General features: G+C 67.8%; 24 protein-coding genes, 1 tRNA gene and 1 pseudogene. 12 read left to right on the top strand and 14 right to left on the bottom strand.

The genetic code is table 11. The features are described 5' to 3' along the window. Nucleotides 1–9: 9 nt before the first annotated feature. From ACFY1H_RS12105 to ACFY1H_RS12090, 4 genes are read right to left on the bottom strand one after another with little or no spacing between them, the layout of a single operon-like run. Nucleotides 10–294: an MSMEG_0570 family nitrogen starvation response protein gene (locus ACFY1H_RS12105; protein ID WP_366575868.1), complete on the bottom strand. Its 285-nt coding sequence runs from the start codon at nucleotides 292–294 to the stop codon at nucleotides 10–12. A 42-nt stretch (nucleotides 295–336) separates the two neighbouring features. Further along, the gene (locus tag ACFY1H_RS12100; protein WP_386946336.1) at nucleotides 337–711 is read right to left on the bottom strand and encodes a hypothetical protein; all 375 of its coding nucleotides are present in this window, start codon (nucleotides 709–711) and stop codon (nucleotides 337–339) included. Beyond that, a complete protein-coding gene (locus tag ACFY1H_RS12095; RefSeq protein ID WP_386946334.1) occupies nucleotides 711–1,364 on the bottom strand; it encodes a hypothetical protein in 654 nt (217 codons plus the stop codon). Before ACFY1H_RS12095 ends, ACFY1H_RS12100 begins: the two co-directional genes overlap by 1 nt. 29 nt (nucleotides 1,365–1,393) lie before the next feature. Further along, on the bottom strand, nucleotides 1,394–1,774 hold the full coding sequence (locus ACFY1H_RS12090; RefSeq protein WP_366575872.1) for a hypothetical protein: 381 nt from the start codon (nucleotides 1,772–1,774) through the stop codon (nucleotides 1,394–1,396). Between the two features lie 115 nt (nucleotides 1,775–1,889). Here ACFY1H_RS12090 and ACFY1H_RS12085 point away from each other — a divergent pair, with 115 nt between their 5' ends. Then, entirely contained in the window at nucleotides 1,890–2,315 is a 426-nt protein-coding gene (locus ACFY1H_RS12085) for a TIGR03667 family PPOX class F420-dependent oxidoreductase (RefSeq protein WP_366575873.1), read from the top strand. Nucleotides 2,316–2,352: 37 nt separating this feature from the next. On the opposite strand, the gene ACFY1H_RS12080 is transcribed toward ACFY1H_RS12085, so the two are convergent. Further along, nucleotides 2,353–2,434 (bottom strand) — tRNA-Tyr (locus tag ACFY1H_RS12080). A 128-nt stretch (nucleotides 2,435–2,562) separates the two neighbouring features. On the opposite strand from ACFY1H_RS12080, the gene ACFY1H_RS12075 reads away from it, so the two are divergent. Continuing rightward, nucleotides 2,563–3,054: a YajQ family cyclic di-GMP-binding protein gene (locus ACFY1H_RS12075; RefSeq protein ID WP_364045133.1), complete on the top strand. Its 492-nt coding sequence runs from the start codon at nucleotides 2,563–2,565 to the stop codon at nucleotides 3,052–3,054. Between the two features lie 28 nt (nucleotides 3,055–3,082). Here ACFY1H_RS12075 and ACFY1H_RS12070 read toward each other — a convergent pair whose 3' ends face one another. The 4 genes from ACFY1H_RS12070 to ACFY1H_RS12055 all read right to left on the bottom strand — a co-directional run bounded on the left by ACFY1H_RS12070 (nucleotide 3,083) and on the right by ACFY1H_RS12055 (nucleotide 6,358). Next, nucleotides 3,083–4,288, bottom strand: a complete 1,206-nt coding sequence (locus tag ACFY1H_RS12070) for a tyrosine-type recombinase/integrase (RefSeq protein WP_386946332.1) — start codon at nucleotides 4,286–4,288, stop codon at nucleotides 3,083–3,085. Continuing rightward, nucleotides 4,278–5,582 (bottom strand): replication initiator, encoded by a 1,305-nt coding sequence (locus ACFY1H_RS12065; protein ID WP_386946870.1) that lies wholly within the window; start codon nucleotides 5,580–5,582, stop codon nucleotides 4,278–4,280. Before ACFY1H_RS12065 ends, ACFY1H_RS12070 begins: the two co-directional genes overlap by 11 nt. A gap of 80 nt (nucleotides 5,583–5,662) precedes the next feature. Beyond that, nucleotides 5,663–5,956, bottom strand: a complete 294-nt coding sequence (locus ACFY1H_RS12060; protein WP_386946330.1) for a hypothetical protein — start codon at nucleotides 5,954–5,956, stop codon at nucleotides 5,663–5,665. A gap of 3 nt (nucleotides 5,957–5,959) precedes the next feature. After that, nucleotides 5,960–6,358, bottom strand: a complete 399-nt coding sequence (locus tag ACFY1H_RS12055; protein ID WP_386946328.1) for a hypothetical protein — start codon at nucleotides 6,356–6,358, stop codon at nucleotides 5,960–5,962. A 123-nt stretch (nucleotides 6,359–6,481) separates the two neighbouring features. Between ACFY1H_RS12055 and ACFY1H_RS12050 the strand changes: the two genes are divergently transcribed. The 3 genes from ACFY1H_RS12050 to ACFY1H_RS12040 all read left to right on the top strand — a co-directional run bounded on the left by ACFY1H_RS12050 (nucleotide 6,482) and on the right by ACFY1H_RS12040 (nucleotide 9,585). After that, nucleotides 6,482–7,303 (top strand): hypothetical protein, encoded by an 822-nt coding sequence (locus tag ACFY1H_RS12050; RefSeq protein WP_386946326.1) that lies wholly within the window; start codon nucleotides 6,482–6,484, stop codon nucleotides 7,301–7,303. A gap of 4 nt (nucleotides 7,304–7,307) precedes the next feature. Beyond that, nucleotides 7,308–8,102: a hypothetical protein gene (locus tag ACFY1H_RS12045; protein ID WP_386946324.1), complete on the top strand. Its 795-nt coding sequence runs from the start codon at nucleotides 7,308–7,310 to the stop codon at nucleotides 8,100–8,102. A 487-nt stretch (nucleotides 8,103–8,589) separates the two neighbouring features. Then, on the top strand, nucleotides 8,590–9,585 hold the full coding sequence (locus ACFY1H_RS12040; protein WP_386946323.1) for a hypothetical protein: 996 nt from the start codon (nucleotides 8,590–8,592) through the stop codon (nucleotides 9,583–9,585). A 149-nt stretch (nucleotides 9,586–9,734) separates the two neighbouring features. Here ACFY1H_RS12040 and ACFY1H_RS12035 read toward each other — a convergent pair whose 3' ends face one another. After that, entirely contained in the window at nucleotides 9,735–10,115 is a 381-nt protein-coding gene (locus tag ACFY1H_RS12035; RefSeq protein WP_386946321.1) for a helix-turn-helix transcriptional regulator, read from the bottom strand. A gap of 281 nt (nucleotides 10,116–10,396) precedes the next feature. Further along, nucleotides 10,397–10,675 (bottom strand): hypothetical protein, encoded by a 279-nt coding sequence (locus ACFY1H_RS12030; protein WP_386946319.1) that lies wholly within the window; start codon nucleotides 10,673–10,675, stop codon nucleotides 10,397–10,399. Between the two features lie 134 nt (nucleotides 10,676–10,809). On the opposite strand from ACFY1H_RS12030, the pseudogene ACFY1H_RS12025 reads away from it, so the two are divergent. Then, nucleotides 10,810–11,022, top strand: a pseudogene (locus tag ACFY1H_RS12025) (methyltransferase dimerization domain-containing protein); the annotation flags it as partial. A gap of 58 nt (nucleotides 11,023–11,080) precedes the next feature. After that, nucleotides 11,081–11,818, top strand: coding sequence for a methyltransferase (locus ACFY1H_RS12020; protein WP_386946317.1), 738 nt, complete (start codon nucleotides 11,081–11,083; stop codon nucleotides 11,816–11,818). Here ACFY1H_RS12020 and ACFY1H_RS12015 read toward each other — a convergent pair whose 3' ends face one another. Both ACFY1H_RS12015 and ACFY1H_RS12010 read right to left on the bottom strand, forming a co-directional pair. After that, a complete protein-coding gene (locus ACFY1H_RS12015; protein ID WP_386946315.1) occupies nucleotides 11,819–12,586 on the bottom strand; it encodes a hypothetical protein in 768 nt (255 codons plus the stop codon). Further along, nucleotides 12,583–13,269: a hypothetical protein gene (locus tag ACFY1H_RS12010; protein ID WP_386946313.1), complete on the bottom strand. Its 687-nt coding sequence runs from the start codon at nucleotides 13,267–13,269 to the stop codon at nucleotides 12,583–12,585. The genes ACFY1H_RS12015 and ACFY1H_RS12010 overlap by 4 nt, the downstream gene beginning before the upstream one ends. Nucleotides 13,270–13,484: 215 nt before the next feature. Between ACFY1H_RS12010 and ACFY1H_RS12005 the strand changes: the two genes are divergently transcribed. Together ACFY1H_RS12005 and rfbA are read left to right on the top strand one after the other, a co-directional pair. Continuing rightward, complete coding sequence (locus ACFY1H_RS12005) at nucleotides 13,485–14,633, top strand: sialidase family protein (RefSeq protein ID WP_366575883.1); 1,149 nt, start codon at nucleotides 13,485–13,487, stop codon at nucleotides 14,631–14,633. 42 nt (nucleotides 14,634–14,675) lie between these two features. Further along, nucleotides 14,676–15,560, top strand: coding sequence for a glucose-1-phosphate thymidylyltransferase RfbA (gene rfbA, locus ACFY1H_RS12000; RefSeq protein ID WP_366575885.1), 885 nt, complete (start codon nucleotides 14,676–14,678; stop codon nucleotides 15,558–15,560). Between the two features lies 1 nt (nucleotide 15,561). Here the strand turns inward: rfbA and htpX are convergent, their stop codons facing one another. Then, entirely contained in the window at nucleotides 15,562–16,410 is an 849-nt protein-coding gene (gene htpX / locus ACFY1H_RS11995; RefSeq protein WP_366575887.1) for a zinc metalloprotease HtpX, read from the bottom strand. 144 nt (nucleotides 16,411–16,554) lie between these two features. On the opposite strand from htpX, the gene ACFY1H_RS11990 reads away from it, so the two are divergent. Genes ACFY1H_RS11990 through ACFY1H_RS11980 form a run of 3 tightly spaced genes read left to right on the top strand, consistent with a single transcriptional unit; the run spans nucleotide 16,555 to nucleotide 19,307 of the window. Beyond that, nucleotides 16,555–17,523, top strand: coding sequence for a YncE family protein (locus ACFY1H_RS11990; protein WP_386946310.1), 969 nt, complete (start codon nucleotides 16,555–16,557; stop codon nucleotides 17,521–17,523). Between the two features lie 39 nt (nucleotides 17,524–17,562). Beyond that, complete coding sequence (locus tag ACFY1H_RS11985) at nucleotides 17,563–18,438, top strand: LLM class F420-dependent oxidoreductase (RefSeq protein ID WP_366575891.1); 876 nt, start codon at nucleotides 17,563–17,565, stop codon at nucleotides 18,436–18,438. Next, complete coding sequence (locus ACFY1H_RS11980) at nucleotides 18,435–19,307, top strand: LLM class F420-dependent oxidoreductase (protein WP_366575893.1); 873 nt, start codon at nucleotides 18,435–18,437, stop codon at nucleotides 19,305–19,307. Before ACFY1H_RS11985 ends, ACFY1H_RS11980 begins: the two co-directional genes overlap by 4 nt. Nucleotides 19,308–19,377 lie beyond the last annotated feature (70 nt).

Here is a 19,377-nt window from a genome sequence, read left to right as displayed (position 1 = left end):
GGGGGCTTTTCACTGTTCGAAGCCCTCCACGACGACCTTTTCCTGGTCGTCTCGGAAGTTTTCCGCGCGCCGCTCGATGTCGGCCAGCTGCGCGGCCGCCCGCGAACACGGAAACCCGAACCGCGCGAGCACCCGCTCCGACGCGAGCGTCAACGCCGCCCGCGACCGCTCGACGAACTCCGCGACCGGGTACGCCTCCCCCGCGGTGAAGTGCTCTTCGACCACAGTGGACGGTGAATAACACCGCTGCACCGAGGAATCCGGCCAGCGCACTCGGAACACGACCTCGGGCATGGTTCCTCCTCGTTGTCGCGTCGAGTGGACACCACGCACGTTTCACCGGTGTTGCACGAAGGCGGGTGTGTGATCAGGGCAACAGTCCTCGGGGAAGCCACTGCTCGGTGAACCGATGCCGACGGCTCCCGCTTCCCACACCTGGGCGGTGCTCGGGCCGTCGCCGCCGAAGAGTTCCACTTCGACGTAGCCGATGGGGCCGGCCAACGAGCAGCGGGCCAGGACCTCTTCGAAACCGCGCGGGAATTCGAGGAACGGCGCGAGCTCGGGGGCTTCGGGGTCCGCGACCGAGGCGGCGTAGTCCCTGGTGACCGGGACGAGCGAAAGGCCCTGTCCGAGCCGGACGATCACCGGGTCGCCCGGGAGCCCGCGGAGGACCTCGGCCGTGGCGATGACGGCCTCGAGGACGTAGGCCATCAGAAGTCGAGCTTGTGCCAGTCGAAGCGGGTGCGCCAGGTGTCGTCGTGGGTGGCGAAGGCGAGGAAGGCCGTGGTGACGTCGTCGAGTGACGGGACGTCGGTGCGGTAGTGGCGGTCCGGGGAGCCGTCGCGGTGTTCGAGGGCGTAGTGGCCTTCGGGGGCGCCCGCGTTTCGGCCTTGGCCGACCTGGACGTAGGCGTCGCCGCGTTCGAGGACGGCGTGCCAGTTGGTGCGGGACAGGCGGTGCAGGGCGGTGCGGATGGTGGTTTCGTCGGGGTTTTCGGCGCGGAAACCGTTGGCCGACGTGAAGGTGAGCACGCCCGGGTTGTGCACTTCGCCGCTCTGCGGGTCGTACGCGACGAGGCCGTGGCGTTGCGCCAGGGCGAGGACGAAGCGGGCGACCTCGGCGTGCGGCGACGTGATCGGCATGACGACGGCGTCTTCGGTCACGTCCAAGCCGGCGGCCCACGGTGAGTTCTCGAAGTCGTCGACCAGCTCCGGGTAGCGCGCCGTGAGCTCACGGTAGAACGCGGCGACCTGCGGGTGCTTCACGTCGCCGGGTTCGGCGTCGGCGAGTTGGTGGTAACGCGCCTTCACCTCGGCGGCGGTGACCTCCGCGGGCGCGAACCAGACGGCAAGGTCGAAACTCATCGGCAATCCTTCCCCAGTTTTTGTCGAGACTACGTCGCCTCGACGCGGCCGAGCATGGAGCCGAGTTTGGTGAGGGCGTAGTAGATGTCGATGTCGATCACGACCTGGCGGTGGCGCTCCAGGGTTTCCGGCAGGCGGGCGAGCAGGGTGGGCGCGGTGGCGGGGTCGAGGAGGAGCTCGTCGAGCCGCGCCTGGCCGCCGAGGGCGTCGATGAGGGCTTGGACGTCCCAGTCGTCCCAGGCCTCGTAGGTGGGGTCCTCGACGTCCACGTCGGACGGCACCGCCGCGCGGCACACGTAGATCATGAGGTGGTCGAACTCGTCGAGCGCGCCGGCGTGGGCGTCGTGCCAGCCCGGCGGCGGCGCGGGGAAGCTGCTGCGGAACGGGTGGAACCCGATGACCTCGCCCATGTCGGGAAGTCTGCCATCCCACCCGGGTGTGAATCCCCTGGTCGGGCCTTTGATCACCCGAAATTGTCGGACCTCGCCGTTAGCGTTGCGGAACACCGCTGGGGAGAGGACCACTGTGGAACTGACAACGCACCTGCCGCCTGCCGACCGCGAACGGGTCGAGGCGCGGCTGGCACACAACCTGATGGCGTGGCTCACCACCGTGCGGCCGGACGGGCAGCCGGTCACCGTGCCCGTGTGGTTCCTCGCGCGCGACGACGGGACCTTCCTGCTCTACAGCCGCCCCGGTGTGGGGAAGCTGCGCAACATCGCCGCCAACCCGAAGGTCAGCCTGGTTCTGGACGTCACCGACATCGGCCGCAACGTCGTGCGGATCGAAGGCGCGGCCGCCGCCGCGGAGGCACCGCCGGCCGACCGGAACCCCGCGTACCTGGCCAAGTACACCGAACGCATCGCGGCACTGTTCGACACGCCTGAGCGGTTCGCCGAGCTGTTCTCCGTCGCGGTGGTGGTGACGCCGACGAAGCTGAGTACCTCGTGAAACAACAAACCCCCACGAGTCTTCGCGGGGGCTGGTGTGGCAGGTGAGGGATTCGAACCCCCGAAGGCTGAGCCGTCTGATTTACAGTCAGATCCCTTTGGCCGCTTGGGTAACCTGCCATGGCCGGGTGAACCGGCCGGAGAGAAGGATACCCAACGGCCCGACGCGCGGATCAACCGGGGACCCCACCGGGTGACAGGGGCTAGGCTGGTGGCCCCTGACGAGCGAGTACGAGGTGTGAGGACACGTGGCGGATCCCTCTTTCGACGTGGTGAGCAAGGTCGACCGCCAGGAGGTCGACAACGCGCTGAACCAGGCGAGCAAGGAGCTGGGCACCCGGTTCGACTTCCGGGGCACGGGCACGAGCATCAACTGGTCCGGCGAAGAAGCGCTCACCATCGAGTCGGAGACCGAGGAGCGGGCGCTCGCCGCCGTGGAGGTCTTCAAGGAGAAGCTGATCAAGCGCAACATCTCGCTGAAGGCGTTCGAAGCCGGCGAGCCCGCGCTGTCCGGCAAGATCTACAAGATCGGCGGCAAGATCCTGCAGGGCATCGCGTCGGACAAGGCGAAGCAGATCGCCAAGTTCATCCGCGACGAAGGCCCGAAGGGCGTCCAGGCTCAGATCCAGGGCGACCAGCTGCGGGTGTCGGGCAAGAAGAAGGACCAGCTGCAGGACGTGATCGCGTTGCTGAAGGGCAAGGACTTCGAGATCGCGTTGCAGTTCACGAACTACCGCTGACGCACCCTCGTTGACCTGCGGGTATCCGTTATTGGGTGCCCGTGGGTACAACACGGGTACAACCCAGTGCCGAGTCAACCAGCGTCCGCGTCTGGTCCACGGCGTCCGGCCAGTAGCCGACGTAAGTGTTGAGCGTGACCGTCGGCGTGGTGTGCCCCATGGCGAGCTGAACGGTCTTGACGTTCGCTCCGCCGAAGATCAGCACGGTGGCGAAGTAGTGCCGTAGGTCGCGCAGGCCGAAGCCCTCGGGCAGGCCAGCGGCTTTCACGGCCGGACGCCAGATGCACGACCAGTCGGCCCGGTGGATCGGCCGGCCGTCGCCTCGGGTGAACACGAGGTCAGCGGCGCGCCGAATCGGCCGGCGGGGATCGGTCTCGTCGTCGATCTCCTCCGGCATCGACCGGAAGGTCTCCAGGTGTCCTCGAAGGCTGTCGACGACGAGGGCGGGCAGCTCGTTCGTCCGGCGGCTGGTCTTCGTCTTGGGTGGCGCCAGGTAGGGCGTGCGGCCCGCGATGACCGTGAGCTGGTGCCGCACATGGACTTCACGAGTGCCGAAGTCGATCGCGTCGCGTTCAAGGCCGAAGATCTCGCCACCGCGCCAACCGCACCCGGCAGCGAGGTAGACGATCGGCCGGTACCGCTCAGGTAGAGCGTCGTGCAGCGCGTGCACCTCTTCCGGGCGCGCGATGTAGTACTTGGCGTCGTCGATCTCCGGCAGACGGACGCCGACGCACGGGGTCGTCCCGATGCGCTTGTCGGCTACGGCCGCGTTGAACAGCGGCACCAGCGTTCCGAAGTAGACGACCGCGAGCGTGCTCGGGGCGAGCTTGGTGGATCGGTCCTTGACCCAGCCACGAATGTGCGAGCTGCGGATCTGCGCGATCGGCAGGTGACCGAGCACCGGCACGAGGTGACGCCGGATGACCCGCTCGGTCCGCTCCGCGGTGCTGGGCCGGTGCAGAAGCGTGCTGCGCCACTGCTCCGCGTAGTCGGCGAGGGTCAGCTTTCCGGCGCGCGGGTCGACGTACTGGCCGCGCGAGATGTCGGCCTGGATGTTGGCGTCGTGCCGGTCGGCGTCGGCGCGGCGCTCGAACAGCTCGGTACGGGGCTGGCCGGTGTCCGGGTCGTCCCACCGGACTCGCCAGCGCTTCCCACGGCCGTAGCGCTTGGACCGCAGCCGCTCCCCCGTCTCCGCATCGCGTTTACGCAGGTACCAGAGGTCGTCAACGGCCATGGTCAGCTCCGTCGTCCTGGCCGTCGAGCTTGCGGCGGGCGAGGTGGAGTTCAGAGAAGACAACGGCGAGGCGCCGTTCTGCCTCGTTGTGGTAGCCGATGCCGGTCATGGCCCAGTCGTTGACGGCGTGCAGGCTCACCGTGTCGGCGATGCCGAGCGCTTCGCGTTCCTGGTCAAGGCGGTACTCGGTACGGGTCCGTCGAATCTGCCCAAAGGTGGTCGAGTAGCGGCGTGACTTGGTCAGGAAGTGGCCACGGAACCCGAGCATGTGCGCCCACTTCCGCAAGTTGAGCTCCTTGAACTCCTCCAGGCCGCCGAGACGCCACGCGGTGCGCATGAGCTGCTTGTGGTGCTCGCTGATCGCGAGTTGCTCAATGTGCTCGGCTGACCGGATGCGGAAGTCGCTGCCTTCGGTCAGGCGGGTTCCCTTCGTCGCGTACTTGGCGACGTAGCCCGCGACGTGCTGGTCACGCCAGCCGGCCGAATCGTCCCGAGACGCAGCGATCGTTTCGACGTCGACCTGATCGCCCCAGGTCAGGTCACGCACACCTGTGGCAGCCGACTCGGGGCTGTAGACCACGACCGAGGCCGCCGCGTCCTGGATAACGGCGGTCAAGAGGGCGTCGGTGACTTCAGCGGGCGGAGGCGGTCCGTCTGGCCCCTCGGGACCGTCGATGCGGACGACGGCATGGAAGTGGATCAGGCCGCGCCGCTGGTACTCCGCCACCTTCGCGTACGACAGGCGCATGACCTCCCGCAGCTCCGCCGGACGTAGCCCGAGGGCGCGCGCAAGCTTGCGGTTCACGGCGATGGTGAACCGGCGCCACAGCTCCCCCGCTTGCGCCTGCCAGAGCACCGAGCCCACGTAGTCGTAGGTCGCTGGGTCCAGCGGCGTGCCCAAGGCGTCGTCGTACTGGGAGTGCAGAACACCACACGAGCAGCGGCGATACGCACCACCCCGGAACGGTCGCGAGTGGACTTTCCCGAATGATGGTGCGGTCAGCGTGGCGAACACCCGCAGGTGACCACCCACCGTCTCCGGCACACCCTTGCCGCCGGACAGACCGGCCCTGATCAGGTGGAAGGTGTCGTGCGCGTAGTGCGCTGAGCAGGACTCACACACGGAGGCGCGCCGGTTCTTGCACGGCACGAAGACGCTGCCTGAGAACTCCGAGACGATGGTGCCCGCGCCGTCGACCAACGTGGACGACCCGGACATGCGCACCGGCTTGACGCACCCGCGAGCTGCGCGGACCTTCCCCGCCCACGTGTCGAAGTCGCCGCGAGCCAGCACGTGCGCCAACGCCGGGTCGAGGTCGCCGGATTCGGCGTACGCGGACACCAGCTCACGGAAGCCCATCGGAGCAGCGCCCATCAGGCAGCCACCCCCGATCGGGCGGCGCCGGGCCAGCCGACAGAGGTCGGAAGTGCGCGCCAGTTGACCTCGCGCGGGACTCGGTGCCAACCGTCGAAGAACGGCAGCTCCAGCACTTCCCCGCGCTCGACCAGACGGTTCCAGCGGTCCGGCTGGACGCCCATGTTCAGCACCAGGTCCATGACCCAGTCGGGCAGCTCAGCGAACCGTTCCTGGCAGTACGGGACGCCGCTGTCCGGGTCAACGTCGGACAGGCGGATACGTTCTCCAAGCCGTCGAGAAGCCATGGCCATGGTTCAGCCCCCCACGCAGACGCACACGACGGCGGCACCGACACGGCCCGTCATGGACCCATCCACATCGGACATCGCGAACGTGCCCCAGCAGTCCGGGCAGACTCCGGCCGGGCCCGAGCGGTAGCCACGACGCGCAACCGAGCGGAGGAACCGGGCCAGCGAGAAGTACTGGAACGGGCCAACCACCGAGTACGTCTCCCCCTGGTCCACCAGGGCGTCCCACTCAGCCTGAGTCAGGCCGACCACGTCGGTGATGACGTCTTCGATGTACGGCGGGAGGTCGCCGAACTTGTTCCGCGCGTACGGGTCCAAGGTCAGCGGGTTCTCGTCGGAGAAGCGGAATCGGTCGGGGATCACCGTCACGTAAAACTCGTCTTCCAGCAGGGCCAGCGCGCCCATCTGAACCTCCAGTTTAGGGCCCTAAACTCTCTGAGCGGGAAAGGGTCGCCAGTCGTTTAGGGGTGGTAAACCGAGGTTACGCCCACCTGGTGATCAGCGTCAAGGGGGTCTAAACTCTGCAGGATGAGCAGCGAATTCGAGGCCGTGCGGCGGGAGCCCGACCCTCTCCGTCAGGGTCGGCGCGCGACTGAGCTACTCACCGTCTACCAGCAGCAAGCAACCGAGCTGGCACGCCTCCGACGCCACGCGATCGAGCGGGCACACCGCGAGCTAGGGCTGAGCTACACGGAGATCGCGGCGAAGCTCGGCATCACCAAGGGGCGCGTGACCCAGATCCGAAGCACGGCACCTGTACCTGAGCGGGCGTTCTTCGGCGTCGGCCCCGTCAGCGTCGGTGTGCCGTACCGGTACCAAACGACCGACCGTGAGCGGCCGTTGATCGCGGCGGAGGACGCTAAGACCGCCGAACAGCTCGACCGGTTCTTGGACTCGATGGCCTTCGCGACCACGCAGTTCCAGATTGAACCGGACCGGGAGGATCCGCCGGCCGGGGACACCGTGGTGGTCTGTGGACCCAAGTCGGCGCCCGTTGGTGCGTGGCTGCTCGACCAGGACCCGACGCTGAGCATGGTCGAGGACGGCGGGCGGTGGTGGATCGAGGAGACCGCCACGGGTGATCGGCACGGCTCTCCTTCGGACGCCGAGGAGGCCGAGTCCATCGACGTCGCCTACGTGGGGCGGCACCTCATCGACGATCGTGTGGTCGTGCACATCGCGGGTATCCACGGGATCGGGTCCCTCGGAGCGACCGACTACCTCGTGAAGAACCTCGGATGGGTGTTCGGCACGACGACGGACAAGCCGTGTTCGCTGGTCGTCCGAGCCGAGTACGACGGCCTGAACATCGTCCACAGCGAACTTGCAGCCGGACCTTTCGTGTGGTGATCACATGCGTGCCGTAGTGGCTCAGCTCCCCGCGTCCGAAGACAGCGATGACAAAGTGTTCGTGACCCCGAACGCGGTCGTGCTCTTGGACGGAGCGTCCGCGTTCCGCCCTGTGCCCATACCTCCGGCGACTTACGCGAGTCAGCTCGGAGCCAATCTCCGCGACCAGCTACTTGCCGAACCGTCGGGTGACCTGCGGACAATGCTCGGACGGGCGATCAAGGAGACCGCTGCCGGATTGGAGCTGACGCCGGGGCGTTCTCCGTCGAGCACGGTCACGATCGCTCGTGAGGCGGGCGGATGGGTCGACGTTCTGGCGCTCGGAGACAGCGTGGCGGTCCTGCCCGATGAGGTGATCACGGACGACCGCATGGACGCGCTGGGCCTCGAACCACGCCGTACGTACAGGGAGCGGTTGGCAGCCGGTGGCGGATACGACGATCGGCACCGTGAGATCCTCCGCAGCCTTCAGACTGAGCAGGCCGCCTTGCGGAACCGTGAAGGCGGGTACTGGATTGCCGAGGCGAGCGAGGGAGCCGCTCAGCACGCCCTGATCGAGCGGCGTCGTGTTGACGAGGTGCCGTGGCTGGTGCTGGCTACCGATGGCGCCTACGACCCGATGCGGCACCTTGGACTGAGCGACTGGCCTCAGGTCTGCGCCATGGACTCTGACGAGCTACACGGGCTCTTGGTGCAGTGCCAGGCGTGGGAAGCCAAGGCGGATCCATCCGGGAAGGCCTTGCCCCGGGCGAAGCGTCACGACGACAAGAGCTTGGTGGCCGTGCTGCCCGGAGCGTGACACGCGTAGCCGGTGAGAAGTTTCTTTACTGGATCAAGGCGGCCCCTCCGGGGCCGCTCGGCCCCATGCCTTTGCCCCGGCCAAGCCCTCGCGGGGGCGTGCGGCCTGGCGGCCGGTCCCCCGCGAGTCGGCCGGGGCGAATGGGCCGATGGACGCGGTGGGTCTCGGATCAAAGAGATGTCCTCGCCGGACGGGCAGGTCTCCGAGATGGCCGGCAGGGCTCGCACGTTGCGTCCGTGGTTGGCCAAACGGCATCTCGCCGACCTCCCATAGGGCTATCACGCCGCGTCAAGGGGGCGTTTTCGCAGTTCAGGCACCCCAGGCAGAAGGTGCCCCCTTGACACGACGTGATCGGGCTGCGCCAGGTCGACGAGATGCCGAGAGGCCACCCACTTGGTTTGAATAACGTTCTCATTAATCGTGTAACGACACGAGCGCGAATGACGACAAGTCAGAGATCTGGAAACAAGTGACGAAAGGTCTAGTTGTGGACTTGCGCGAAGAGCACCAGCAAAGCTCAGTAGCCGACAAAGTTGCTGCGTTGGTGGCCGTGACTCGACCAATAATCACTGGAGTACTGTTTTCGATTTCTAACGAAGTCCTATCATCGGCACAGTTATCAAGAGAAACGTTGCCATTAAACTTGCTCGGCAGGCTACGAAAGGAAGGTGATGGCGACTGTGGAATCGCCTTCGAGTACGCAGTACACGACGCAATAAGCGCTGGCAATTCCATCGTCATGGACCGTGTTTCAACAGCGCTGAGTAAATGCCGCATATGGCGTGGCGAGCCTTCTTCGATCTTGTTTGCGATCGAGAAAACAGGAGCGCAGCGCCTAGTCTCCACCCAGCTGGAGCTGATCACCGACGACTCCCGCGTACTCTCCGGCAAGCAGGGTCAGCCGGTCAAACTAAAGAAGCAGCTCAACACCCTCGCGGCCGCGTTTCGCCGGCCGAATACCCGACTCAACCTGCCGCAAAGCATTAACGGACTCTGGAAGGCCGATCTGTTTCTTGGTTCAACGGAGCCGGACCACTGGGTAGGAACTACAGTTAAGATTAACCCCAGCCAACTAGAGGCCGCTCGGGGGCTAAGGATAGCTGTAGTCCCGACTCAATCGGGGCGATCTGACGCAATTCGCGAAGACAGTCAACGCAACCTAGTTATTTGCCCAATGCCTCACGATGGCAGCTTTATGCAGGTCTTTTATGAGGGGTGGAGGATTATTCAAGTTCTATGTAAGAACGATTTTAAGATGCCCAGAGAGGTCGAACTTCCCTCACCCCAGGAGCGCGAGGTGGCTCGGATTTATGTAGAGCGAAGAAGCTTTCCGGCGCTTGAGGTGCTCGACGCGGTGCAGGCCTTTGCGCAGCCCGAGTTGCTTGCGCTCAAGGAGGAGTCGGTTGACTCCGTGCCCTTCGGCGCCGACGTGATGGCTGAAACTTCAACGATGATCTCGCCGTTCCCTCGGCTAACGGACTGAACAGAGGACGTGCCTACCTGTGCGCAGGGTACAAATCCGGTACAGATGGCATCAGCCAGCGACGGCCGACGACGACCGCCAACGAGCACAAATCCGCAGTTCAGAGCCTCACCGCAGTGCGTCTGCCCAGGTCGGACGCAGTTCACGAACTACCGCTGAGCCGATCTCACGAACTCCGTCGGAGTCCGGCCGTAGCGGGACTTGAACGCGCGGATCAGGTGGCTGCTGTCCGAGAACTGCCAGCGGGCCGCGACTTCCGAGACGGTGGCGCGGCCCGTGGCCAGGTCCGCGCGGGCGTGGTCCAGCCGGCGGCGCCGAACGTAGGCCGTGACGGATTCGTCGCAGTTGGCGAAGGCGCGGTGGAGGGTGCGGACCGAGACGTTCAGGTGGCGGGCCGGCACGGCCGGCGAGAGGTCCGCGTCCGGGAGCAGGCGGTCGGCGAGGTCGCGGGCGGCCTGGGCCAACGCGGGGGCCAGCAGAGGGTCTGCGCAGTCAGCGTGGCCGAGGAGTACGCCCTTCGCCAGTTCCACCAGGGACGCGCGGGCGGTGGTGAGGCCGGGCCGGGGTCAGCGTGTCGACGGTGGCCTCGACGGCGCGGGTCTGGGCCAGGAGGAGGCGGACCTCGGCGGAGGTCACCGCGCCGATCACGTGCCGGTCGGCCAGGTGGGGGCGCAAGCTGGTCGACGGGCAGCTGCAGGACCAGCGCGGTGGTGCGCGGCTCGACCTCGAATGTCCACGAGGGATCGTTGAGGCGGACGATGAACTGTCCACCGAGAACGGTCGTGGTGGTGCGGCGCGGGCCGGCGAAGCGTCACTCGCCGTGGCGGACGACGTGGAGCACGACGCGGTTGTTGGGGTGGTTGAACTCGCCGCCGACGACGGATTCGCTGTAGAGGCGCTCGACGACGGCGTCGTCCACTTTGGCGTGGCGGATGCGCACGCGGTAGTCGCCGACGCCGACGGGCTGGGCGGGCGGCAGGGGGATCACGCGGCCGACCTGGAAGTCCCAGCCGCGGCTCAGCACCTCGAGCCAGTCGCGCGCGTGCGCGGGCACCGTCACGTCCACGGAGTACTTCCGCCGGGCTTGCACACCCACTCCACGAACGACTTGGCACGCAGGTTCAACGAACGTGGCGGCGAAGTCCAATCAGGCGGACCCGCGCGATTTCTAGCGTGACCTCAGCACCGCCGGAAGCACCGGCGCTCGCCGAGGGAGGACCCGCCATGCCCACCGACCCGCTCGTGACCACCGACTCGGCGGCCGACGCCGACGTGATGCTGCACCTGCTCACCGGCGCCTGGGTCGTCCAGATCCTGCGCACCACGGCCACGCTGAACATCGCCGACCACCTCGCGCACGGTCCCGCCACCGCCGCCGAAGTCGCCGAGCGGGTGGGCAGCGACCCGCGCACGACGTACCGGCTGATGCGCGCCGTGGCGTCGCTCGGGGCTGACGCCGCTGGGCGCGCTGCTGCGCTCCGACGTGCCGCGGTCGATGCGGTCGCTCGTGATGATCCAGAACGAGCACGCGCACTGGCAGGCATGGGAGCGGCTGCCCGACGCCGTGCGCACCGGACGCAACCAGATGCGCGAGACGCACGGCACGGACCTGTTCGGCTACTTCGGCCGTCCCGAGAACGCGGAAGAAGCGGCGCTGTTCGCGCGCGCCATGGGAGATCTGTCCGGTTTGGTCACCCAGGGCGCCGTCGCCGCGGTCGACACCACGGGCGTGACGACGGTCGTCGACGCCGGCGGCGCGGACGGTGACTTCGTGCTCGGGCTGATGGCCTCGAACCCCCAGCTGCGCGGTCAGGTCCTCGAACTGCCGCACGCCGTTCCGGGCGCCCGCGCGGAGGCTTCGCGGCGCGGCCTGGCCGACCGTTTCGAGGCCGTCGAGGGTGACTTCTTCGTCGAGGTCCCGCCCGCGGACCTGTACTTGCTGAAGATGATCCTCCACGACTGGTCCGACGAGAGCTGCCTCACGATCCTGCGCGACTGCCGCGCCGCCGTCACCGAAGGCTGGCGGCTGCTGGTCGTCGAGATGGTGATCGGCGAGCTCGGCAAACCCGACTTCGCGACGCGCGTGGACATGGACATGCTCACCGCCACCGAGGGCATGGAACGCGACCTCGACGAGTACGACGCGCTGTTCGCGGAGTCGGGTTGGCGGCGGGTGAAGACGTATCCGGTGGGTGCTGGGTACTCGGTTCTGGAGCTGGTGGCGGCGGAGTGATCAGCCGGCGGTGGAGCCGGTCCAGCGCAGGGTTTCGAGGCCGGGATGGGCTTCGACGGCGGTGATGAGCTCGCGTGAGCCGCTGATCCGCGTCGCCATGAGGTCCCAGTTCGTGGAGACGAACCAGGAACGGTCGGCGGGCCAGACGTTGCTGGGACTCGAGCCCGCCTCGGGGAGGCCGAGGAGCAGGGCTGCGAAATCGGGCCACGGACCAGCGCAGACAGTGAGCGTCGCGGCGTCATCGCCAGCGGGGATGACGCCGTAGGAGAGGTAGCCGTAGGAGGCCAGGCACTGGTCCGGCGTCGAGCCGCTGTGGTCGGTGAGCACCTCGGCCAGCGCGTGCACGTCGGATTCGGTCAGCGACCCCTCGGCGGGCGGCCGGATCGACGCCGGCCACCTGCGGAAGGGGAACCAGTCGAGGTCCGGCGGGTAAGTCATCCCCTCCCCCAGCCGGCGGCCGAGGCGCTCGGTCAGTGACCGCCACGTGAGCCGGGTCCAGCCCTCGCCCGGGGTTTCGGTGAAGCCGAACGGGATGCCGGTGCTGTACGCGGCGACGTCGAGACCGGGCAACACGAAGGGCTCGACGATCAACTCGCGCCGAAAGCCGTTGGCAGAGACCTCAGGTGCGGGCTGCTCGTACATCGCGTGCAGGATCCAGACGGAGTCCGGCCAGCGGTCGGGGTGGTAGCCGAGGGCCGCCTCCCTGTCGCCGCGTGCGGAAAGCCACGCCATCGCCTCGGCGGGTTCCTCCTGCGGCACCGCCCTCACGACGCCGTGACCGTCCACGAGCCGTCATACGCCTCCACTTCCAGGAAGGTCGGGGCTTGGACCGGGAAGTCGACGGTTGCCGCGCCGATTTCGTTGACCGGGAGGTCCATGGTGCCGCCGCCCTGGACCCAGACGGCGGAGTGGCCCTTGGAGGACGTCTGGAAGGTCGCGTGGGTGACGCCGGCGGGGATGGCCAGCACGGCGTCGCCCTTGCCGGCGTGGGGCTTGCCCGCCGTGAGGGTCGGGAGGGTGCGGTGGTCGGTGATGGTGGCGGTCCACGAGGAGTTCGCGGTGATCGTGAGGACGCGGGAGGGGTCGCGGCCTTCGATGGCGTTGAACCAGACCGTGCCGTGGTACGAGCCGATGGCGTTGATGAGTGAGAACTCGTCGCCGTCGGTGTGGACGAAGATGTTGGAGTCGCAGCGGGGGCAGTCGAAGGTGAGGTAGCCGGGGACGTCGGTGGGCCACGACAGCTGGACCGTGGCGTTGCCCTTGCCGGTGTGGGTTTCCGTCGGGGCTTCCAGGCGGCGCGGTGGCGGCGCGACCGAAGTCGACGGAGACGAAGGCACGTCGAGACCCGGCGACCCCAGGAGCACCCCGCGCCCCGACGGCTGGACGCTGCACGAGGCCGTGACCAGGCCCGCGAGCAGCAGCACCGCAACACGCCCGCGGACGCGCGTCATCAGACATTCCCCCCGTGAGCCACCGCGTGGCTCTCACGTGATCTTTCGTCACCCTTTGACGATCCGTTACCTCCACCTGACACCCGATCGGGCGGGTCAAACCCCTCGACCGGGTGGAGTCCCAGCGCTGACCTGCGGAAGCGCCGGAACGAGCGTCTGAAGCCGGCCGGTTGCGTGGTGTAATCGCGCGGCCCGCCCGCGAGAGAGGTTCGTCGATGCGCCGTTGGACACCCGTGATCGCCTTCCTCACGTCACTGGTGGTGGTGGCCGCCGGGCTCACGCCCGCGTCGGCCGTAGTGGACAAGAAGCAACTGGTGGACGGGTACGGCTCGTACGCGCGGCTGATCCGGCTGCAGTACTCACCGTTCGGCAAGGGCCACATCCTCGCGTCGCTCACGAGCGAGGACGCCGGCGGCAAGTTCACGCCCATCATGGAAAGCACCGACGAGGGCGCGAGCTTCCACAAGATCGGCGAGATCCGCGACCCCGACGGCAAGCTCGGCGAATGCTGCGGCACCCTCTACGAGCTGCCCCAACGCGTCGGCCGGCTGCGCGCGGGCACCGTGCTGTGGGCCGCGAGCTACCGGCAGGACGCCGGAGCCCAGCGGCGCATCGGCATCAAGGTCTGGGCCAGCTCCGACGGCGGGAAGCGCTGGACGTACCTGTCCGAGGCCGCGATCTCGCACAACCACGACGGCATCTGGGAGCCCGAGTTCACCGTCGACGCCGGCGGCACGCTCTGGCTGCACTACGCCGACGAGACCCAGGCCCCGAAGTACGCGCAGGTGCTCAACCGCGTCGCGTCCACCGACGGGATCCACTGGGGCACCAAGCAGCTCACGCTGGCCATCCCGCCCGACCGCGTCCGCCCGGGCATGCCGATCATCCGGCGCCTACCCGACGGCCGGTACTGGTTCAGCTACGAGATCTGCAACTACGGCGACCGCTACTGCGACCCGTACTACAAGATCTCCGCGGACGGCGCGAACTGGGGCGATCCGGCCGATCCGGGCACGCGCGTGAACACCGCCAGCGGCAACTACTTCCAGCACGCGCAGACTGTCACGCTGTTCCCCGGCGGCCCGAACGGCGTGCGGCTGGTCATGGTCGGGCAGATCTACACCAACGCCAAGGGCACGCCCGTCACCGGCAACGGCCAGACCCTGCTCGCCAACGACAACCTCGGCGCCGGCAACTGGTACCCGCTGCCCGCCCCCATCCTCATCACCGGCATCTACAACAACTTCTGCCCCAACTACTCGTCCACGCTGCTGCCGGTGGACGGCGGGAAGAACGTGCTGGAGATCGCCACCGAGTACAACCTCGGCTGCAAGGCCTACTTCGGCAAAGGTCCGATGGGCTGACACACTCACTCGGAACGCTGAACGCCACGAGTGAGGAGACGGATGAAGGGCATCGTGCTGGCGGGCGGCAGCGGGACGCGGCTGCACCCGATCACGCAGGCCGTGTCGAAGCAGCTGCTGCCGGTCTACGACAAGCCGATGATCTACTACCCGATCTCGGTGCTCATGCTGGCGGGGATCCGCGAGATCCTGGTGATCTCCACGCCCGCCGACCTGCCGAACTTCCGGCGCCTGCTGGGTGACGGCAGCCAGTTCGGGCTGTCGTTCAGCTTCGCCGAGCAGCCCAGCCCCAACGGTCTGGCCGAGGCCTTCGTCATCGGCGCCGACTTCGTGGGCGACGACTCCGTGGCGCTGGTCCTGGGCGACAACATCTTCTACGGCCAGGGTTTCTCGCGCACCCTGCAGGACGCGTCGACCGACCTCGACGGCTGCGTGCTGTTCGGGTACCGCGTCAAGGACCCCGAGCGCTACGGCGTCGGCGAGATCGACGGGTCCGGCAAGCTCGTGTCGATCGAAGAGAAGCCGGCCAAGGCGCGGTCCAACAACGCGATCACCGGGCTGTACTTCTACGACAACGGGGTCGTCGACATCTCGCGCGCGCTCCAGCCGTCGCACCGCGGCGAGCTGGAGATCACGGACGTCAACCTCACCTACCTGCGCGAAGGCCGCGCCACCCTCATCGAGCTCAGCCGCGGCTTCGCCTGGCTCGACACGGGCACCCACGACTCGCTGCTGGAGGCCGGCCAGTTCGTGCAGGTGCTCGAACACCGCACGGGCGTGCGCATCGCCTGCCTGGAGGAGATCGCGGCCCGGATGGGCTTCATCAGCCCGGACGAGTGTTATGCGCTGGGGACGAAGCTCGCGAAGTCGGGGTATGGGGACTACGTGATGAGTGTCGCTCAGTCGTTGGGTGCGACGGGGGCGTAACTCAGAAGCCCCGAGCCATCGCTTCCAGGCGGCGGATGCGGTCCTCGATCGGCGGGTGCGTCGAGAACAGCTTCGACAGGCCGGCGCCCGGGCGGAACGGGTTGGCGATCATCAGGTGCGACTGCGAGACGACCGCCGGTTCGGGGGCCAGGGGCGCCGCGCGCGTGCCGCTTTCGAGCTTGCGCAGGGCCGAGGCCAGGGCGAGCGGGTCGCCCGTGAGCTCGGCGCCCGAGGCGTCCGCCTGGTACTCGCGGGAGCGGCTGACGGCGAGCTTGATCACCGACGCGGCGATGGGGCCGACGAGAACCAGCAGCAGCGACACGAACGGGTTGCCGTCGCGGTTGTTGCCGCCGAAGAAGAACGCCAGGTTGGCGAGCACGCTGATCACGCTCGCGAGCGCGCCGGCGACGCAGGAGATCAAGATGTCCCGGTTGTAGACGTGCGACAGCTCGTGGCCGAGGACGGCGCGCAGCTCTCGCTCGTTGAGCAGGTCGAGGATGCCCGTCGTGCAGCACACAGCGGCGTGCTGCGGGCTGCGGCCGGTGGCGAACGCGTTGGGCGCGACCGTGGGGCTGAGGTACAGCGCGGGCATCGGCTGGCGCGCGGTGGTGGCCAGCTCGCGCACGATGCGGTACATCACGGGCTGCTCGACCTCCGACACCGGCCGCGCGCGCATGGCGCGCAGGGCGAGCTTCTCGGAGTTGAAGTAGGCGTACGCGTTGACCCCGAGGGCCAGCACCAGGCCGATGATCAGGGCGCCGCGGCCGAAGAGGCTGCTGATCGCGATGATGATCGCCGACAGCAGACCGAGGAGCAACGCCGTCTTCAGCCCGTTCTGGTGCTTGTGCACGCGGCTCGCCTCCGTCCGCTCTCAAGGGTGATTACTCATCGGAAACAACGCGATCGGGGGACCCGAAGTTCCTTCGCATGATCCACCAGCGGGTTAGGGTCGGGAAAGTTTTCCCCAGGTGATCTTCCTCGGCGGAGGTGGGCGATGCACGGTCCCGAACTGAGCCGACGAGGGCTGTTCGCCCTGGCCACGGCGGGTGTGGCCACAGCCGTGCTCCCCGCGACCGCGTGGGCGGAGCAGGTGAGCGTGGTCGACGTCGGCGGGCGGCTCACGGCCGTCGCGGTGAATCCGGTCACGGGGCTGGTGTACGTGACCGACTCGAACTCCGGCTCCGTCGCCGTGATCGACCCGGCCGCGGGGCGCGTGACCACGATCATCACCGTCGGCGGCAAGCCCAGCGACGTCGCCGTGGACTCGGCCGCCAACCGCGTGTACGTGGCCAACCCGCCGGGCGGCACCGTGATCGCGCTCGACGCGCTGAGCCACCAGACGGTGAGTGTCATCGGCGCGGGCGCCGGCGCGTCGTCGCTCGCCGTGGACTCGACGGCGAACAAGGTCTACGCCGTGAGCGGCACGAAGGGCACGCTCGCCGTCCTCGACACCCTCAGCCTCACCACGCTGCGGATGGTGGCGGCGCCGAAGCCGAGCCTCGCGGGCATCGCGCTCGACACCGGGCGGCGCGTCGCCTACTGCACGAGCCCCACCACCGCCTCGGTCGAGGTGTACGACATCGACGCCGGCAAGTTCACCGGCAGCGCCGGGGTCGGCGCGTCACCCACGGGAGTGGTGGTGCACGAGACGAGCGGCACCGTGTTCGTGGCCAACTCGGCGATCCACCACATGTCCATTGTGGACGGCGTGACGCGCAAGCAGAGCAAGACCGTGCTGCTGCGCAGCGAAGCTTCGGCGATCGCCGTGCACCAAGGCACTGACACGATCTACACCAACGGCGGCCAGAACGGACTGTCCCGCGTGGACGGCAAGGCCGGCGTGCTGACGGGTGAGCTGAGCCTCGGCGTGAATCCGGGCGACGTCGCGGTCGACCAGCGTTCGCGCGCTGTTTACGTGACGGATCCCTTGCACGGAACCGTTTCCGTCATCCACAATTTCTGACCGCGCAGCTGGTGTAACTCCAGGTATACGTTCGGTTTTATGAAACTCGGACTGCAGATCCCCAACTTCACCTGGCCGAACGGTCCGTCGAAGCTCGGCGCCGACCTGGCCTCCGTCGCGCGCTCGGCCGACCAGGCCGGCTTCGAGTACCTGGCCGTGATGGACCACTTCTTCCAGATCCGCGGCGTCGGGCCGAGCGAGAACGAGATGCTCGAGGCGTACACGGCGCTGGGCTTCCTCGCCGCGCACACCGAGCGCGCGAAGCTGCTCACGGTGATCACCGGCGTGATCTACCGCCACCCGGGCCTGCTCGCGAAGGCCATCACCACGCTGGACGTGCTCTCCGGCGGCCGCGCGGTGCTCGGCATCGGCGCCGGCTGGAACGAGGAGGAGTCGAAGGGCCTCGGCTTCCCGTTCCCGTCCACCGCCGAGCGCTTCGAGCTGCTCGAGGAGAACCTGCAGTACATCCTGCAGATGTGGGCCGACGGCGACGCCGCGTTCTCCAGCAAGCACTTCGAGGCCGAGCGCCTGCTGAACTCGCCCCAGCCGATCACGCGCCCCCACCCGCCGATCATGATCGGCGGCGGCGGGGAGAAGAAGACGCTGCGCTTCGTCGCCAAGTACGGCGACGCGTGCAACATCTTCAACGCCCCCGACGTGGAGCACAAGCTCGACGTGCTGAAGCAGCACTGCGAGAACGAGGGCCGCGACTACGACGAGATCACCAAGACCGTCTACCACACCCTCGACATCGGCCCGAACGGCGAGAAGACCGGCGAGCTCGTGGCGGAGCTGGAGCGCCTCCACGGCCTGGGCTTCCACGCGGCCATCGGCAGCATCCCGACGCTGCCGGACGTCTCGGCGATCGAGAAGTTCGCCACGGACGTCATCCCGGCGGTCGAGAAGCTGGGATGAAACTCGGACTGCACCTCCCCCAGCTGACCTGGCCGAACGGTCCGGCGGCACTCGGGCCCGACCTCGCCACGGTGGCTCGGGCCGTCGACGAGGCCGGGTTCGAGTACCTGTCGGTGATGGACCACTTCTTCCAGATCTCGCGCTACGGCCCGCCGGAGCGCGAGATGCTGGAGGCGTACACGACCCTGGGCTTCCTCGCCGCGCACACGTCGCGCGTCAAGCTGCTCACGCTCGTCAGTGGCGTGATCTACCGGCACCCTGGCCTGCTCGCGAAGGCCGTCACGACGCTCGACGTGCTGTCGGGCGGGCGCGCCATCCTCGGCATCGGCGCCGGCTGGAACGAAGAGGAATCCCGCGGCCTCGGCTTCCGCTTCCCGCCGCTCAAAGAGCGCTTCGAACAGCTGGAAGACGCCCTGCGCTACGTCCTGCAGATGTGGGCCGACGGCGACGACGCGTTCTCCGGCAAGCACTTCGAGGGCGAGCGCCTGCTCAACTCGCCGCAGTCCCTGCAACGCCCCCACCCGCCGATCCTGATCGGCGGCAGCGGCGAGAAGAAGACGCTGCGGTTCGTCGCGCAGTACGCCGACCTCTGCAACCTCTTCCCAGGTCCCGACCTGGCGCACAAGCTCGACGTGCTCAAGCAGCACTGCGACGCCGTCGGCCGCGACTACGACGAGATCACCAAAACCGTCGCGCTGTGGCTCGACATCGGCGAGAACGGCGAGAAGACCGGGCAGCTCCTCGACGAGCTGGGCCAGCTCGCCGAGCTCGGCATCCACGCCGCCACGGGGTGGATCCCGGGCGTGCCCGATCCGCGGGTGATCGAGAAGTTCGCGACGGATGTCATCCCGGCGGCTGAAAAGCTCTAGACCACCCTCGCGACGCAGCAACAGCCCCGCGCCGGGGTGCGGGAAAAACCCACGCACCCCGGCGCGGCGT

This window comes from Amycolatopsis sp. NPDC001319, from assembly GCF_042896185.1.
Taxonomy (GTDB): Bacteria; Actinomycetota; Actinomycetes; order Mycobacteriales; family Pseudonocardiaceae; genus Amycolatopsis.
This window is presented reverse-complemented; position numbering and strand designations above follow the sequence as displayed.